General features: G+C 48.5%; 6 protein-coding genes. 4 read left to right on the top strand and 2 right to left on the bottom strand.

Translation table 11 applies throughout. The features are described 5' to 3' along the window. Positions 1–466: 466 nt before the first annotated feature. Both QSE00_RS02805 and QSE00_RS02800 read right to left on the bottom strand, forming a co-directional pair. Entirely contained in the window at positions 467–1,210 is a 744-nt protein-coding gene (locus QSE00_RS02805; protein WP_286104802.1) for a carboxypeptidase-like regulatory domain-containing protein, read from the bottom strand. 510 nt (positions 1,211–1,720) lie between these two features. After that, positions 1,721–2,470, bottom strand: a complete 750-nt coding sequence (locus tag QSE00_RS02800) for a carboxypeptidase-like regulatory domain-containing protein (RefSeq protein WP_110356595.1) — start codon at positions 2,468–2,470, stop codon at positions 1,721–1,723. A 554-nt stretch (positions 2,471–3,024) separates the two neighbouring features. On the opposite strand from QSE00_RS02800, the gene pepE reads away from it, so the two are divergent. The 4 genes from pepE to QSE00_RS02780 all read left to right on the top strand — a co-directional run bounded on the left by pepE (position 3,025) and on the right by QSE00_RS02780 (position 16,745). Continuing rightward, positions 3,025–3,717 carry a dipeptidase PepE gene (pepE, locus tag QSE00_RS02795; protein WP_286104801.1) on the top strand — a complete coding sequence of 231 codons (693 nt, stop codon included), beginning with the start codon at positions 3,025–3,027 and terminating at the stop codon, positions 3,715–3,717. Positions 3,718–3,940: 223 nt separating this feature from the next. Then, positions 3,941–7,888: a hypothetical protein gene (locus QSE00_RS02790; RefSeq protein ID WP_286104800.1), complete on the top strand. Its 3,948-nt coding sequence runs from the start codon at positions 3,941–3,943 to the stop codon at positions 7,886–7,888. Between the two features lie 19 nt (positions 7,889–7,907). After that, positions 7,908–9,056, top strand: coding sequence for a gliding motility-associated C-terminal domain-containing protein (locus QSE00_RS02785; protein ID WP_110356593.1), 1,149 nt, complete (start codon positions 7,908–7,910; stop codon positions 9,054–9,056). Between the two features lie 258 nt (positions 9,057–9,314). Beyond that, on the top strand, positions 9,315–16,745 hold the full coding sequence (locus tag QSE00_RS02780) for a hypothetical protein (protein WP_286104799.1): 7,431 nt from the start codon (positions 9,315–9,317) through the stop codon (positions 16,743–16,745). The last annotated feature ends 1 nt before the right edge of the window (position 16,746 follow it).

The raw sequence follows: 16,746 nt of genomic DNA, 5'->3' as shown, positions 1-16,746 counted from the left end.
CACTTGATTTAAGACGAAATTGAAAATAGGCCGGTCCTTTCGTTCCGTCAACCTTCATGTGGGGATAAGTCATTTTCCGTTATTAAAAACCTTTGGCATTCCCATCAAGGTCTATGTTTAGATCGTTCTTCTTCCGTTGTGGAGATGGCATGGCCGTTAAGAATTATTGAAGCCCTGGAAATAATTTAATCATTGGTTTTACTAAATTGCTCCTAGTAATAAAAACTATTTATCAAAAAAAAAACACGATTGATTAAATTAATCCCTTTTTTTCATAAACACAACAATTGGTCACACTTGGTTATAGCCACTTGTGTGATTTAGCTCATGACGTTTCTTTTTTACAGATATTCGTGAACCTTCGGTTTCCCACTTCCGTTCAAAATGACTCCTCCCCCTTTTAACTGCCAACTGTCACTGTTCACTGCTCAATGACAACTGTTTATTGTCAATCCGCCATCGTTCCTCACTCCATCCCATTATTCTTCCTATAGATGACGCTTTTTTGTTTAATAAATTCCCAAATGGCGAATAAATCCTTGCTGTCCACCACAGGGTTAAAATTGGAATCGACCTCACAGAAATACAGGAAATCGTTTATTTTTTCCAAGGGGATCTTAAGTTGCAGTACATATAGACTATCGGCGAATTGGGTGCGCAATTGTTGGGATTTGTTGTACTTAATATCCCGTGCCACGCGTTTCTTCAACATTTTGGTGCGACCGGTTATGGCATTGATCATAGGATTAAAGGGGATACTCGTTAGCATGCCTATGGAAAAGGGACCCATGGATGCTTCCCTGAGCAGTCTTTCGCTCTGCATCAAAGGCTTTACATGGGCATTGGGCAGTCCCAAACTGGTGGCAGAAATTACAGGTCCCACATCCATATTGTTCATATCCCTGCCCAACTCCCCCGTAAGGTTATAGGGCATAACAATAACCTCGTCCAGGGCAATATTGGATTCCTCCAAGGGAACGGATAAAAATTTACTCTCCAGGATACTTACATTCACTACAATCTCTTTGCGCTTATATTGTACCGCGGAAAAAACCAGGGTATCGTTTAGGTTTGCAACAATGGAGAAAAATCCGTTGATATCCGTAATGGCGGCTTTTTTGGTGGTGGTGTTGAGTACATGGGTGGCAGCCACATCCCCATCGTCGCTATACACCTTTCCTTCCAAGGTCCTGGAAAGATTCTGTGCCATTAGCGACTGGGCAAATACACTGTAGAAGATAAAAACCAAATATATCGGAACAATGCGCACTACTTTCTGTTTATGGTAGATTATTTTCCCAACTCAATCTATTTGGAATTGAGATGCTGGATATTAGATGTTAGACTTTGAATATTGATCTTTAAACCTGCCATCTGGCAAATAGGTGGCTTTATACTACATAGTACAATAAAACTGTTTAAAAATTAGGTACCCCGGACAAATCCTGTTCTCTATACAAAATGCCTACCGGCATTCCCCTCGAAATAACGTTGGTCCTTTTTCCATCACTTCAACAGCTGCCCTTTTTTCAGGCTCCCTATAGCGATCCGGAATAAAGTTGCATACCTTGGTTATAGCCACTTATGTAATTTAGCTCATGACCTTTCTATTTTACAGATATTCGTGAACCTTCGGTTTCTCTCTTCCGTTCAAAATGACTCCTCCCCCCTTTAACTGCCAACTGCCACTGTTTGCTGTTCATTGTTCACTGACAACTGCCTACTCCATTTGTTCCAGATAGGTCTTGCTATGGGTGACCAAAAAATCTATGAGCTGAAATTCATTGCGCTTTTGCAACAGGGATCTTTCCGGCAATTGGGCATCGCAATACAACAGAAAGTCGTCTATTTTATCCTGTGGCAATTTAAGATCCAGCACAAAAAATTCGTCATCATATACCTGCCGCAGCACCTCACTTACCTTTAAGGGCTCGCGCTCCACTTCGGTATTATTCCCTTTGGCAGCCAACATCAAGGCCTTAAAAATATTCACAAAATTAAGTCCGTCCTTCATCCCCTTGTCCGCATTGGACATGGCTATATTTTCCACCTCCGTTAAACGGTCCGTTTCGTATTCGTATTCCTTTTCCAGGAATTCCTTGTTTTGGGCCTGAAGAAATTTCTCCTGATTTTCAGGGGTTACCACTACCTCGTCCAATTCGGTCACCTTTTCGGTAACCTCTACTACCAACCTATTCTTTTCCAGAATTTCACTGGTAATATCCACTACCATCATCTGGTAATTAATGGCCGTAAACACCAATTGGTCGCCCTCTTTTACCATGATCCCGAACTCTCCCTTTTCATTGGTGATCGTAGCCCTTTCCGTGGTAACATTAATAACATTCTCATTGGGAACGTTCACATTTCTATACAGTACCTGCCCCCTTAAATACTGGCGATCATCATCTTGGGAATAGGAGATAGCGACACATAAGAAGAAAAGCAGGAAGAGAATTCTATTTTGCATTTTTTTATTTAAAATTAGATAAATTAAGCGTCAACTATCCTATTTTTCTCAAAGAAGTGTTTTTAACTTTACAAATTGGCTAAAAAATCGCCTCAATCCATAAAATTTAAACCACTTCAAAGAAATAAAAGGTATTGAACCTAGATCCCGCCGAAAAAGGCGGGATTAGTTCAACTTGCAATTTTAAGTGCGTCTTACCGACTTCCCAAAATTGAGTTTCACTAATAATAGGATCGACCCCAAAATCGAGGTAGTGGACCTGGATCCCGCCGAAAAGGGCGGGATTAGTTCAACTTGCAATTTTAAGTGCGTCTTACCGACTTCTTAAAATTGAGTTTCACTAATAAACTTAAGTGCTGCTTTTACCCCAATATCGGATAAAGAAAAAACAACTTAGGTTCATAAAAAAGATAAAGACCTTTAAACTTTTGTTAATTTGTATTCACCTCACCCGGCACGGGCGGATAGGAAACCCTGCCTAACGAACAGGCAGGCCCGATGCAGAGGCATAGTGAAAACTTTAGATTGAACTAGAAACAAGTAATTACCACCATATGAAACAAATATTATTGGCAAGTACCTCTACCCTGTTTGGACAAGGGTATTTGGAATATCTTTTGGAAGAATTGGAGTCCTTTTTCAAGGAGCGTTCCACCATTACCTTTATCCCTTACGCCAGACCTGGCGGTATTTCCCATGATGATTATACCGCCCTGGCGGCAATGGCCTTTTCCAAAATAAATAAAACAGTGGTGGGACTCCATACTTTTAAAGATCCGCTTGAAGGCCTTGCCCAAGCAGAAGGTATTTTTACGGGCGGGGGAAATACGTTTCTCTTGGTGCAACAATTGCACCAGCTGCAGCTTATGGCCCCTTTAAAGCAAAAAATAGAAACTGCCACCCCCTATCTAGGCAGCAGTGCAGGTAGTAATATTGCCGGTCCCAATATGAAGACCACCAATGATATGCCCATAGTGTACCCACCCAGTTTTGACACCTTGGGCGTGGTCAATTTTAATCTTAACCCCCATTATTTGGATCCGGACCCCAAAAGTCAGCACAAAGGGGAAACCAGGGAGACCAGGATCCGTGAATTCCATATCCTTAATACCACCCCGGTCATAGGCCTTCGGGAAGGCAACTATATTTTAGTGGACGGAGACCATAAAAGTCTTAAGGGAGAAGGTACGGCCCGTATCTTTGAAACTGGAAAAAAACCTTATGAAAGTAAGAATATTCCCTTTTAACAAGGATTCATTTCAGTTCACCTAGTAGTAACGTATTTTACCCGATAAAACTGTAAATATCTTACGATAACTTTACTTTTGATAGCCCATAAATTAAAAGTATAGGCATCCTATTTTTATAACGTATGGATTTAGGTATAAATCCGCCGGTTATGGATGCAAAATACTTTGGTCTTTGAACTTTAAAACAACACAATAGGAGAACACTAAAAAAAAATTGAAAATGAAATATATCCACTTCTTTTTTTGCCTGCTATTGGGAATGGCTGTGCAGGCCCAGATAAAGATCGGGGACAACCCGCAAAATATAGACCCTAGTTCGGTATTGGAGTTGGAGAGCAGCTCCAGGGTACTGGTCATAACGCGTGTAAACACTGCACAAATGAACGCCATTACGCCATCGGCAGGCGCCATGGTGTACAATACGGACATAGAATGTATCCATTATTATACAGGCGCGGAGTGGAAGGACATCTGCGATGCCGTGGCCGGTTCCATCACCTTTACCTCGGACGATGGCACGGTTGTAATTACTTCCACAGGGGGCAATAACTACGACCTAAAGGTAGGGGAGATTACCGGGATGAATATAGTTAACGAAACTGTATTCGGTGCCGATATTGCAACGGCCACTATTGGGGAGCGACAATTGGCGCCCAATTCCGTTGGCACCTCCGAACTACAGGACAATACGGTAGGAAAAACCGAAATACAGGAAGCTGCAGTAGGTACTTTAGAGATAATTGATGGCAGTATTAAACCAGAGGACGTAGAACCCGGGGCCTTTGATCAGCTATTGACGACCGATGCCGGCGGCAATGTGGTATGGCTCAACAAGAACGAGTTGGGGGCTACCCAGGCAGACCAGACCACCATTACGGGAGCAGGTACTGCAACGGATCCCATTAAGGTGGCCGATACCGTGATTGGGGATATTCTTGCCAATGCCAACAGTATTACCGTGAACGCCAACAATATTGCACAGAACAGTACGAACATTGCCACCAATGTTGCTACACTACTCACCAAGGAAGATCTTTCCAACAAATCGGATGATACGGCCCTGGGAAATTCCACTACCCTCTACCCCACCCAGAATGCGGTAAAGACCTATGTGGATTTGGTGTCTGGGGCAGCCAGCACCTTGAACGATGGGAATATTTTTGTGGGCAATGCCGCCAATGTAGCTACAGGGGTTGCCATGGGCGGGGATGCAACCATTGATAATACGGGAGCGGTAACTATTGCCGATTTGGCCATTAGTTCCCCAAAAATAGCACTGAATGCCGTGGGGGAACCACAGCTCGCCAACAATTCCGTTACCTCGGGGATTATTAGGGATGGCGAGGTAAGGACCGGGGACATTTTAAATGGAAATGTTACCGACGCCAAATTGGACAAGGCCAATATTCCCTTGAGTGGATTTGGGCCTGCTGCAGCCGATGTAAGCTTGGGCAACAATAGAATAATCAATTTAGACGACCCACAAGACCCTCAGGATGCCGCTACTATGGCGTATGTAGATGCCCAGATAGGTGGTTCTGCCCAGACAATTGTGAGTACAGATACTCCAACAAATTCCATAACAGCCGGAACGGATGGTGGCGCATATTATGTTGATGGAGATGATGATTCCAATAACGAAATAGAACTCCCGACCGGTGGAAACGCCGGACAAGTACTTTCCACTAATGGCGCTGGTGTTTATACTTGGGTTGATGATGATGGTGGTACTGATACTGATGAGCAACAATTGACACTAGAGGCAGGCAACCTTCTTACTTTAGAAGATGGAGGTACGCCTATCAATCTTACTCCATTTCTTGATAATACCGATAATCAACAATTGACTCTAGAAGCAGGTAACCTTCTTACATTAGACAACGGAGGAACACCGATAAATCTTACTGCTTTTTTGGATAACACCGATTCACAAAACGCGGCTGCAGTCCCGGTAACCGCCACACCAACTAATTATACAGCAGGTACAGCTAATGTAGAAGCACATTTAGCGGGAATAGATGTGGCAATTGGGGCCATAGTAGGTAATCAAGACCTGGCCAGTGTGCTCGGAAATGACAATAGTGCTGGAAACCTTCAAATTAGTGATCTTATGGATCCAACGCTGGACCAAGATGCAGCCACCAAAAAATATGTGGATGACAACATTGTGGCAGCTGGGGGTGGTGTACCAACGGACGAATTAATAACGGCATTCGGACTTAATACTACGACGCTTACTATTACGGAAGATGGTGTTGATTGGCCTGTAGATTTAGACGCTGTGTTTGCAACTGATGCGGAGCTTTCATCTAACATAGCTTTAAAAGAGGATACAGCGAACAAATCAACCGATGTCAACCTGGCGGACGCCACAAATACCCTTTTCCCGACAGAACTAGCGGTAAAGACTTACGTCGACACCCAGATCGCAACCGTATCGGACGATGATATTACCGCAGTCTCATTTGATGGTACGGACCTCACAGTGACCGAAGGCGCCACTTCTTTTTCCGCTGACATCTCGGCACTGGACGATTCCTCGGCCATAGCAACGGTACAGGCAGATGTCGATGCAAACGAAACTGCGGCAAACAACGCCATCGCATTGAAGGAAGATACAGCGAACAAATCAACCGATGTCAACCTGGCGGACGCCACAAATACCCTTTTCCCGACAGAACTAGCGGTAAAGACTTACGTCGATACCCAGATCGCAACCGTATCGGACGATGATATTACCGCAGTCTCATTTGATGGTACGGACCTCACAGTGACCGAAGGCGCCACTTCTTTTTCCGCTGACATCTCGGCACTGGACGATTCCGCGGCCATAGCAACGGTACAGGCAGATGTCGATGCAAACGAGACTGCGGCAAACAACGCCATCGCATTGAAGGAAGATACAGCGAACAAATCAACCGATGTCAACCTGGCGGACGCCACAAATACCCTTTTCCCTACAGAGCTAGCGGTAAAAACTTACGTCGATACACAAATCGCTGGAGCTGCGGCAGATGACGATATTACAGCTGTCACATTTGATGGTACGGACCTGACGGTGACCGAAGGCGCCACTTCTTTTTCCGCTGACATCTCGGCACTGGACAATTCCGCGGCCATAGCAACGGTACAGGCAGATGTCGATGCAAACGAAACTGCGGCAAACAACGCCATCGCATTGAAGGAAGATACAGCGAACAAATCAACCGATGTCAACCTGGCGGACGCTACAAATACCCTTTTCCCGACAGAACTAGCGGTAAAGACTTACGTCGACACCCAGATCGCAACCGTATCGGACGATGATATTACCGCAGTCTCATTTGATGGTACGGACCTCACAGTGACCGAAGGCGCCACTTCTTTTTCCGCTGACATCTCGGCACTGGACAATTCCGCGGCCATAGCAACGGTACAGGCAGATGTCGATGCAAACGAAACTGCGGCAAACAACGCCATCGCATTGAAGGAAGATACAGCGAACAAATCAACAGACGTCAACCTGGCGGACGCCACAAATACTCTTTTCCCTACAGAGCTAGCGGTAAAGACATACGTCGACACCCAGTTAGGGGCAATTTCCGCACCGACCATCGTAAGTGGAGATACAGGGAATCTCATTTCGGCAAGTGGAACCGACGGTGGGGCACTTCTTCTATCAGGTACTGTGCCTAATATCTTTACTACAAATGGGAGTCTATCTGGTCCAAGGACTCTTAATTTAGATGGTAACAATCTAGTTTTGAGTGGTTCTGGAAATGTGGGTATTGGAATCGCCCCAACAGTAAAACTACATGTTGATGGAGATATACTGGCAACTGGCACCATAACTCCTGATTATGTTTTCGAAAAATATTTCCAAGGCAAAAGTATTCTCAATTCCAATTATGAGATGCTTAGTCTAAGCGAAATTGAGGAATATACTAGAACGAATAATCATTTACCAGGTGTTCCCTCTGCCAAGGAAGTTGAACAAAAAGGAGGGATTCTTGTGAATAGAGCTACTGAAATCAACCTCGAAAAAATAGAGGAATTGTTCCTACATACCATAGAGCAGGAAAAGAAAATAGAACAATTAACATCCGAAAACCAATCCCTGTCCGCAGAACTACAGTCGCTCCGCAAGGACATGGATGAAATAAAGGCGTTATTAAAGAATAAGAACTAAGGGGGTTGGCCCAAAGAAGATGAAACGTATAATCAGCATACTCGTATTGATGATAGGGCTAGGCCTACAGGCCCAAACGGCCCTGTACAACAGTGGCAACATCCGTATCCACGATGAGGGACAGATTGGTTTCCACACCGATCTGATCAACAATGCGGCCTTTGACCAGAATTTGGGACTGGCCGGTTTTTATGGCAGTAATACGATCAGTGTTTCCGGCGCCTTTATGCCTGCTTTCTTCGATACCGAGATTGCCAATGACCAAGGGGTATTGCTCAACATCGGTATGAGCGTTAGCTCCAACACCAATTTTGTGGCAGGCAACTTTATGACCCCAAGACTACAACAGGATATTTATTTTAATTTTCTGCAGGATGCCTTTTATGTAGGCGAGGGCGATCTTTCCAAAGTTGACGGCTATGTTACCCTTAACAACGAACAGAATTTTATTTTTCCAGTAGGCGATTCGGAGCAGTTGCGCTCCCTGACCCTAAATAGCAGTGGCACCAATAGCTTTGCCAAATGTGCCTATTATTTTGAAAATCCATCCAACCCTGCCACCTTTCCACAGAGTTTTGATCCCACCAAAAAGCCCAGGACCATGGGCGATATCAGTGAGGTGGAGTTTTGGCATTTGGAGGGCAGTGTTTCTTCCAGCATACAGATCAGCTGGAACGAGCGCAGCAATATGGCCGCCCTTACCGAGGAGGTGGCCAAGATAATTCCGGTAGGTTGGAACATTGGCGGTAAATCCTGGGTTAACCTGGGCGCTGCCTCCGTAGTAGGCGATCTGAACCAGGGCTTTTTAATTTCGGACAATTTTGTACCGGACGATTATGCCATCATCACCTTTGCCGCGGAAGCCACGGCCAAGGAATTGCTTACGCTGGACAATTACCTGGTAACCCCCAATGGGGATGGTGTAAACGATGCCCTATACATTGAGGAACTGGAACTTTCCAATGACGATACCATCAGTATTTATAACCGGCAGGGCCAAAAGGTATATGAGGAGGACAATTATACCAACGGATTCACCGGTTTCTCCAATCTGGACAATTTGGTCATAAACCGTGCAGCCGGATTGCCCAATGGTGTCTACTTCTACGTAATTGCCATGAAGGACCTTAAACTTAACTATCAAGGATTTTTGTATTTGGAACACTGAAAGTTTCAAAGTTGAAAGTTTTATATCCAATTTCCCATATCCAGTATCCAATTTCTAGCAACTAAGCCCCTTTATCCATCATCTTGTATGTATTTACTTACAAGTATTCCATCGATGAACGGCATATTCCTTGGTTCAAATTTTCAACTACGCTGGTACACAACAGCTTTTATTGTATTCACAACATTTATTTAACATTCCTTTATAGGTCAGTTAATTTTGGAGTCATATAGGTTTTTGCACCCCAAACCCCCTTCAATGGACTTTAAAAAATTATTTCTTATACTGATCTTGATGAGTTGCACCTTTGCAACTGCACAAGTAAAAATTGGTGAAAACCCAAACAGCATTAATGCGGCTTCCATAGTTGAATTGGAAAGTACTACCAAGGCGTTTGTACTTACAAGGGTTACCAATTCCCAAATGCAAACCATTAAACCTCTTCGCGGGGCAATGGTCTTTAACACGGATGCGCAATGTGTTTTCTTCTACAACGGAACACAATGGAACAGCCTTTGTACAGGTGGCCCCTCGGCTACCGGAGGTGTAGGCATACAATCTACCGTAGACAATGGCAACGGGACGTTTACCTTCAATTATACAGACGGAACAAATTTTACGACTTCAAACTTAACAGGACCACAAGGTCCTGCTGGTATTAATGGTATAGACGGAGCCAAGGGTGACACTGGAGCCAAGGGAGATCAAGGCGAAAAAGGAGACACAGGTGCCACAGGCCCTCAGGGTATACAAGGAGTAACCGGAGCGACTGGTGAAAAAGGTGAAACCGGAGCCAAGGGCGACCAAGGTGAAAAAGGAGATACAGGGGCCACAGGAGCTCAGGGAATCCAAGGAGCAACTGGAGCAACTGGTGCCAAAGGTGAAACTGGAGCCAAGGGAGACCAAGGCGAAAAAGGAGATACAGGTGCCACAGGAGTTCAAGGAATCCAAGGGGTAACCGGCGCTACAGGCGAGAAAGGTGAAACCGGAGCCAAGGGAGACCAAGGTAAAAAAGGAGATACAGGTGCTACTGGTGCTACTGGTGCTCAGGGAATTCAAGGGGTAACCGGCGCTACAGGCGAGAAAGGTGAGACCGGAGCCAAGGGCGACCAAGGTGAAAAAGGAGACACAGGTGCTACTGGTGCCCAAGGTATACAAGGAGTAACCGGTGCTACAGGAGAAAAAGGTGAAACTGGAGTCAAGGGCGACCAGGGCGAAAAAGGAGATACAGGTGCTACTGGAGCTCAAGGAATACAAGGGGTAACTGGCGCTACAGGCGAAAAAGGTGAAACTGGAGCCAAGGGAGACCAGGGCGAAAAAGGAGATACAGGGGCCACAGGACTTCAAGGAATTCAAGGGGTAACCGGCGCAACTGGTGCCAAAGGTGACAAGGGTGAGACCGGAGCCAAGGGCGACCAAGGCGAAAAAGGAGACACAGGTGCCACAGGAGCTCAGGGAATTCAAGGGGTAACCGGCGCTACAGGCGAGAAAGGTGAGACTGGAGCCAAGGGCGACCAGGGCGAAAAAGGTGAGACAGGTGCTACTGGTGCCCAAGGTATACAAGGCGTAACTGGAGCTACAGGAGAGAAAGGTGAAACTGGAGCCAAGGGAGACCAGGGCGAAAAAGGAGATACAGGTGCCACAGGACCTCAGGGAATTCAGGGGGTAACCGGCGCTACAGGCGAGAAAGGTGAAACCGGTGCCAAGGGAGACCAAGGTGAAAAAGGTGAGACAGGTGCTACTGGAGCTCAGGGAATTCAAGGAGTAACTGGAGCAACTGGTGAAAAAGGTGACAAGGGTGAAACCGGAGCCAAGGGCGACCAAGGTGAAAAAGGAGATACAGGTGCTACTGGAGCTCAAGGAATTCAAGGAGTAACCGGGGCTACAGGCGAAAAAGGTGAAACCGGAGCCAAGGGAGACCAGGGCGAAAAAGGAGATACAGGTGCTACTGGTGCCCAAGGTATACAAGGGGTAACCGGCGCTACAGGCGAGAAAGGTGAGACCGGAGCCAAGGGCGACCAAGGTGAAAAAGGAGACACAGGTGCCACAGGTCCTCAGGGAATTCAAGGGGTAACCGGGGCTACTGGCGAGAAAGGTGAGACTGGAGCCAAGGGAGAACAAGGTGAAAAAGGAGATACAGGTGCCACAGGCCCACAAGGAATTCAAGGTGTAACCGGCGCTACTGGCGAGAAAGGTGAAACTGGAGCCAAAGGCGACCAAGGTGAAAAAGGAGATACAGGTGCTACTGGTGCCCAAGGTATACAAGGGGTAACCGGCGCTACTGGTGAAAAAGGTGAAACCGGAGCCAAGGGAGACCAAGGTGAAAAAGGAGACACAGGTGCTACTGGTGCCCAAGGTATACAAGGAGTAACCGGCGCTACAGGAGAGAAAGGTGAAACCGGAGCCAAGGGAGACCAAGGTGAGACAGGTGCCACAGGCCCTCAAGGTATACAAGGAGTAACCGGTGCTACTGGTGCTCAGGGAATTCAGGGAGTTACCGGCGCTACTGGTGAAAAAGGTGAAACCGGTGCCAAGGGTGAACAAGGTGAAAAAGGAGATACAGGTGCCACAGGCCCACAAGGAATTCAAGGTGTAACCGGAGCTACTGGCGAGAAAGGTGAAACCGGAGCCAAGGGCGACCAGGGTGAAAAAGGAGACACAGGTGCCACAGGTCCTCAGGGAATCCAAGGGGTTACTGGAGCTACAGGAGAGAAAGGTGAGACAGGTGCTACTGGCGAGAAAGGTGAGACCGGAGCCAAGGGCGACCAAGGCGAAAAAGGAGATACAGGTGCCACAGGAATTCAAGGAATTCAAGGGGTAACCGGCGCTACTGGCGAGAAAGGTGAAACCGGAGCCAAGGGAGAACAAGGTGAAAAAGGAGATACAGGTGCTACTGGTGCTCAGGGAATTCAAGGGGTAACCGGCGCTACAGGCGAGAAAGGTGAAACCGGAGCCAAGGGCGACCAGGGTGAAAAAGGAGAGACTGGAGCCAAGGGCGACCAGGGCGAAAAAGGTGAGACAGGTGCTACTGGTCCTCAGGGAATTCAGGGGGTTACAGGAGCGACTGGCGAGAAAGGTGAAACCGGTGCCAAGGGCGACCAGGGTGAAAAAGGAGATACAGGTGCCACAGGTCCACAAGGTATACAAGGAGTAACCGGAGCAACTGGTGAAAAAGGTGAAACTGGAGCCAAGGGCGACCAGGGCGAAAAAGGAGACACAGGTGCCACAGGCCCTCAAGGAATTCAAGGGGTAACCGGCGCTACAGGCGAGAAAGGTGAGACCGGAGCCAAGGGCGACCAAGGTGAAAAAGGAGATACAGGTGCTACTGGTGCTCAAGGTATACAAGGAGTAACCGGAGCGACTGGTGAAAAAGGAGATACAGGTGCTACTGGTGCTCAGGGAATTCAAGGGGTAACCGGCGCTACAGGCGAGAAAGGTGAGACCGGAGCCAAAGGTGACCAAGGCGAAAAAGGAGACACAGGTGCTACTGGTGCTACTGGTGCCCAAGGTATACAAGGCGTAACTGGAGCTACAGGAGAGAAAGGTGAGACTGGAGTCAAGGGTGACCAGGGCGAAAAAGGAGATACAGGTGCCACAGGCCCACAAGGAATTCAAGGAGTAACCGGGGCTACAGGAGAAAAAGGTGAGACTGGAGTCAAGGGAGACCAAGGCGAAAAAGGAGATACAGGCGCCACAGGAGCTCAGGGAATTCAAGGCGTAACCGGCGCTACTGGCGAGAAAGGTGAGACCGGCGCCAAGGGTGACCAAGGCGAAAAAGGTGAGACAGGTGCTACTGGTGCCCAAGGTATACAAGGCGTAACTGGAGCTACAGGAGAGAAAGGTGAGACTGGAGCCAAGGGAGACCAAGGTGAAAAAGGAGACACAGGTGCCACAGGTCCTCAGGGAATCCAAGGAGTTACCGGCGCTACAGGCGAGAAAGGTGAGACTGGAGTCAAGGGAGACCAAGGTGAAAAAGGAGATACAGGTGCTACTGGTGCCCAAGGTATACAAGGAGTAACCGGAGCGACTGGTGAAAAAGGTGAGACTGGTGCCAAGGGCGATCAGGGCGAAAAAGGAGATACAGGTGCCACAGGCCCACAAGGAATCCAAGGGGTTACCGGCGCTACAGGCGAGAAAGGTGAAACTGGATCCAAGGGCGACCAGGGCGAAAAAGGTGAGACTGGAGCCAAGGGCGACCAAGGTGAAAAAGGTGAGACAGGTGCTACTGGAGCTCAGGGAATTCAGGGGGTTACTGGAGCGACTGGCGAAAAAGGTGAAACCGGAGCCAAGGGCGACCAAGGTGAAAAAGGAGATACAGGTGCCACAGGCCCTCAAGGAATTCAAGGGGTAACCGGCGCTACTGGCGAGAAAGGTGAGACTGGAGTCAAGGGAGACCAAGGTGAAAAAGGAGATACAGGTGCTACTGGTGCCCAAGGTATACAAGGAGTAACCGGAGCGACTGGTGAAAAAGGTGAGACTGGTGCCAAGGGCGATCAGGGCGAAAAAGGAGATACAGGTGCCACAGGCCCACAAGGAATCCAAGGGGTTACCGGCGCTACAGGCGAGAAAGGTGAAACTGGATCCAAGGGCGACCAGGGCGAAAAAGGTGAGACTGGAGCCAAGGGCGACCAAGGTGAAAAAGGTGAGACAGGTGCTACTGGAGCTCAGGGAATTCAGGGGGTTACTGGAGCGACTGGCGAAAAAGGTGAAACCGGAGCCAAGGGCGACCAAGGTGAAAAAGGAGATACAGGTGCCACAGGCCCTCAAGGAATTCAAGGGGTAACCGGCGCTACTGGCGAGAAAGGTGAAACCGGTGCCAAGGGCGACCAGGGTGAAAAAGGAGATACAGGTGCCACAGGCCCTCAAGGAATTCAAGGGGTAACCGGCGCTACTGGCGAGAAAGGTGAAACCGGTGCCAAGGGCGACCAGGGTGAAAAAGGAGAGACTGGAGCCAAGGGCGACCAGGGCGAAAAAGGAGACACAGGTGCCACAGGCCCTCAAGGTATACAAGGAGTAACCGGTGCTACAGGAGAGAAAGGTGAAACCGGAGCCAAGGGAGACCAAGGCGAAAAAGGAGATACAGGTGCCACAGGACTTCAAGGAATTCAAGGGGTAACCGGCGCTACAGGCGAGAAAGGTGAAACCGGAGCCAAGGGAGACCAGGGTGAAAAAGGAGATACAGGTGCCATAGGTGCTACTGGTGCCCAAGGTATACAAGGAGTTACCGGCGCTACTGGCGAGAAAGGTGAAACCGGTGCCACAGGCCCACAAGGAATTCAAGGAGTAACCGGCGCTACAGGAGAAAAAGGTGAGACCGGAGCCAAGGGCGACCAGGGCGAAAAAGGAGATACAGGTGCCACAGGTCCTCAGGGAATTCAAGGGGTAACCGGCGCTACAGGCGAGAAAGGTGAAACCGGAGCCAAGGGAGAACAAGGCGAAAAAGGAGATACAGGTGCCACAGGACCTCAGGGAATTCAGGGAGTAACCGGTGCCACAGGAGAAAAAGGTGACAAGGGTGAGACTGGGGCCAAGGGCGACCAGGGCGAAAAAGGTGAGACAGGTGCTACTGGTGCCCAAGGTATACAAGGAGTAACCGGTGCTACTGGCGAGAAAGGTGAAACCGGAGCCAAGGGCGATCAGGGCGAAAAAGGAGATACAGGTGCTACTGGTCCTCAGGGAATTCAGGGGGTAACCGGCGCTACTGGCGAGAAAGGTGACAAGGGTGAGACCGGAGCCAAGGGCGACCAAGGTGAAAAAGGAGATACAGGTGCCACAGGCCCTCAAGGTATACAAGGAGTAACCGGTGCTACAGGAGAAAAAGGTGAAACCGGAGCCAAGGGCGACCAAGGCGAAAAAGGAGATACAGGTGCCACAGGTCCACAAGGTATACAAGGAGTAACCGGTGCTACTGGAGCTCAGGGAATCCAAGGAGCAACCGGCGCTACAGGCGAGAAAGGTGAAACTGGTGCCAAGGGAGACCAAGGCGAAAAAGGAGATACAGGTGCCACAGGACCTCAGGGAATTCAGGGGGTAACCGGTGCTACAGGAGAGAAAGGTGAAACTGGAGCCAAGGGAGACCAAGGCGAAAAAGGAGATACAGGTGCCACAGGACCTCAGGGAATTCAAGGCATAACCGGTGCTACTGGCGAGAAAGGTGAGACTGGTGCCAAGGGAGACCAAGGCGAAAAAGGAGATACAGGTGCCACAGGCCCTCAGGGAATCCAAGGGGTAACCGGCGCTACAGGCGAGAAAGGTGAAACCGGAGCCAAGGGAGACCAAGGTGAAAAGGGTGAGACAGGTGCTACTGGTGCCCAAGGTATACAAGGAGTAACCGGAGCGACTGGTGAAAAAGGTGAAACCGGAGCCAAGGGCGACCAAGGTGAAAAAGGAGATACAGGGGCCACAGGAGCTCAGGGAATCCAAGGAGTAACTGGAGCTACAGGAGAGAAAGGTGAGACTGGAGCCAAGGGAGACCAAGGCGAAAAAGGAGATACAGGTGCTACTGGTGCTACTGGTGCCCAAGGTATACAAGGAGTAACCGGAGCAACTGGTGAAAAAGGTGAGACCGGAGCCAAGGGCGACCAGGGTGAAAAAGGAGATACAGGGGCCACAGGCCCTCAGGGAATCCAAGGGGTTACCGGAGCGACTGGTGAAAAAGGTGAGACCGGAGCCAAGGGCGACCAAGGTGAAAAAGGAGATACAGGTGCCACAGGCCCTCAAGGAATTCAAGGGGTAACCGGCGCTACAGGAGAAAAAGGTGACAAGGGTGAGACTGGAGCCAAGGGCGACCAAGGTGAAAAAGGTGAGACAGGTGCTACTGGTGCCCAAGGTATACAAGGAGTAACCGGAGCGACTGGTGAAAAAGGTGAAACCGGAGCCAAGGGAGACCAAGGTGAAAAAGGAGATACAGGTGCTACTGGTGCCACAGGCCCACAAGGAATTCAAGGAGTTACCGGTGCTACTGGTGCCCAAGGTATACAAGGAGTAACCGGAGCAACTGGTGAAAAAGGTGAGACCGGAGCCAAGGGCGACCAGGGTGAAAAAGGAGATACAGGGGCCACAGGTCCTCAGGGAATCCAAGGGGTTACTGGAGCGACTGGTGAAAAAGGTGAAACTGGAGTCAAGGGAGACCAAGGCGAAAAAGGAGATACAGGTGCTACTGGTGCCAAAGGTGACAAGGGCGATAAAGGTGATACGGGAGCTACCGGACCAGCGGGTCCAGCAGGATCTGATGGTATTGATGGTGCCATTGGACCTAAAGGAGATAAAGGAAATACCGGTGCTACCGGTCCAACCGGTGCCGCTGGCACCAACGGAACCGATGGGGCCACTGGACCAACAGGGCCAGCAGGACCAACGGGACCCCAAGGAGATAATATGATCAAAGCTATAGGAAAAATATCGGCAGCTGGTGGAATTATTAAAGCAACAGCAGGAATAACGGTAACCAAATTATCCGGAAAAGGGCATTATAGGGTTAACCTTCCTTCCGGTATGGTCTCCACTGATAATTATATTATTCAATTGACCCAACCAGACCGTAATGGAGCTGGTAACGACAACCCAGGCATAGGATACATTAATCAGACATCCTCCAGTTTTGAAGTCATAATTGGGGATAATGACAATGGAGCGTCCAACCGGGTAAGATTTAATTCTGAATTTATGTTTATGATTCTGGATTTTTAAG

Source organism: Arenibacter flavimaris, from assembly GCF_030291335.1.
In the GTDB taxonomy this organism is placed as follows: Bacteria; Bacteroidota; Bacteroidia; order Flavobacteriales; family Flavobacteriaceae; genus Arenibacter.
The sequence above is the reverse complement of the archived record's forward strand: the minus strand, read 5'-3'. Positions and strand labels throughout refer to the sequence as shown.

Bases quoted from the DNA above. Each gene is read 5' to 3' on its own strand.
- QSE00_RS02805 (WP_286104802.1), bottom strand. From the start codon at position 1,210: ATGGCACAGAATCTTTCCAGGACCTTGGAAGGAAAGGTGTATAGCGAC.
- QSE00_RS02800 (WP_110356595.1), bottom strand. From the start codon at position 2,470: ATGCAAAATAGAATTCTCTTCCTGCTTTTCTTCTTATGTGTCGCTATC.
- pepE (WP_286104801.1), top strand. From the start codon at position 3,025: ATGAAACAAATATTATTGGCAAGTACCTCTACCCTGTTTGGACAAGGG.
- QSE00_RS02790 (WP_286104800.1), top strand. From the start codon at position 3,941: ATGAAATATATCCACTTCTTTTTTTGCCTGCTATTGGGAATGGCTGTG.
- QSE00_RS02785 (WP_110356593.1), top strand. From the start codon at position 7,908: ATGAAACGTATAATCAGCATACTCGTATTGATGATAGGGCTAGGCCTA.
- QSE00_RS02780 (WP_286104799.1), top strand. From the start codon at position 9,315: ATGGACTTTAAAAAATTATTTCTTATACTGATCTTGATGAGTTGCACC.